Origin of the sequence: Moorena sp. SIO3B2 (assembly GCF_010692525.1) — a bacterium.
GTDB classification, from domain to species: Bacteria; Cyanobacteriota; Cyanobacteriia; order Cyanobacteriales; family Coleofasciculaceae; genus Moorena; species Moorena producens.
On the sequence record NZ_JAAHHE010000898.1, the window covers coordinates 1 to 1318 of the forward strand.

Below are 1318 nucleotides of genomic sequence, written 5' to 3' on the forward strand. Positions count from 1 at the left end.
TCAAAACTCAGCTGCGAACCTAGGGCTGGTAGGCCACTGAAAAGTGGAAACCATTCTCTTGTAGTGAATTTCCCCGGTTGTTGACCTCAATCAAGGGGATACCATAGTCTAAGCGCAAATCTAAACCAGAGATAATTTGCGATCGCAAACCTACTCCCAAGCTAGCAATGGTGGCGAGGTCAGGGTCAGGATCTAGATTATTCCAAGCTGTACCGATTTCAAAAAAAGGGGCTAGTTGGAGCCTGGTGGGGTCTGAGGTGAGAGGGATGCGGACTTGTACCGAACCCAGGATACCGTTATCAGCAACCAGTTGGTTTTGTCGATAGCCTTTGATAGTATCCACGCCACCGATACTGAAGCGTTCTAGGGAGAGCAAAGAATCTGGGGTTAACTGAGCATTAATTTGTGTGATCAGGGTCGTTCTCGGTGACAACTGTTGTACCAATTGGAATTGTCCCAACCAGCTAAAGAATCGCCCGTCAGTCCCACTATTGTTGATAGTTGCATCAAAGGCACCTAACCCAAAACTAAACTGAGAGCGAGCAGCTAATATCCGACTAGGGCTACTACGGTCTATCCAATCTTGAGAAAATCGCAATACCGTTACCTTGGATTCCCCGTCTTCTGGACCAACTGAGAAAGAAAAGGGTTCCCCGAGTAAGAAGGTTTGACTGCGACGCAAGTCTAGGGCTAAACTCAGAGCAAATTCACTTTCTGGGGAGCGTAATATCGGTTGGCGAAAACTAACAGAAAAGGTGCGAGTTTCGCTTTCGATATCAAACTCCTCAAATTCATCTTCGATAATGCCGCTGTCGCTGTTGTTGTAGCGTACAGTAAGGGTGCCATTGTAGGGATTGAGGGGGATAGAATAGTTGATATCGTAGAGGTCTAGCCCTTCGGTAAAGCTGTATTGAGTGCTGAAGCGATCGCCAAAACCCAAAAGATTATCATGGGCAACAAACAGCCTGGTTTGTAGTGAACCAATGCTGGGAGATTGGTTGTTGGCGGTAGAAATACCAGCGTGAAAGGCAGACGCTTCTTTGAGTTTGACTTGCAAAATATTGCTACCAGAGCCGCTTCCTGCAGTTAACTCGGCATCCACTTGATTGAGTAAAGGGTCAAGTTGCAGCAGTTTCAGGGCTTCTTCTAAGCGGCTTCGATTTAATGGTGGGTGAGTGGCTAGTTCAAGGCGACTGCGCACATATCCTTCCCGCAGACGGTTTAATCCCTCCAGTTCAATCCGTTCTAAGTCACCCTCAACCACCTGGATTTTCACAACACCTTTGCTAAAGTCTTGGACGGGCAAAAATGCGCCAGA

Annotated in this window: 1 protein-coding gene; it reads right to left on the reverse strand. The window is 47.3% G+C overall.

Annotated features, from left to right (window positions below; translation table 11 throughout):
• Nucleotides 1-19 precede the first annotated feature (19 nt).
• On the reverse strand, nucleotides 20-1318 hold a 1299-nt coding region (locus tag F6K38_RS42185; RefSeq protein WP_287360820.1), incomplete at its 5' end, for a ShlB/FhaC/HecB family hemolysin secretion/activation protein.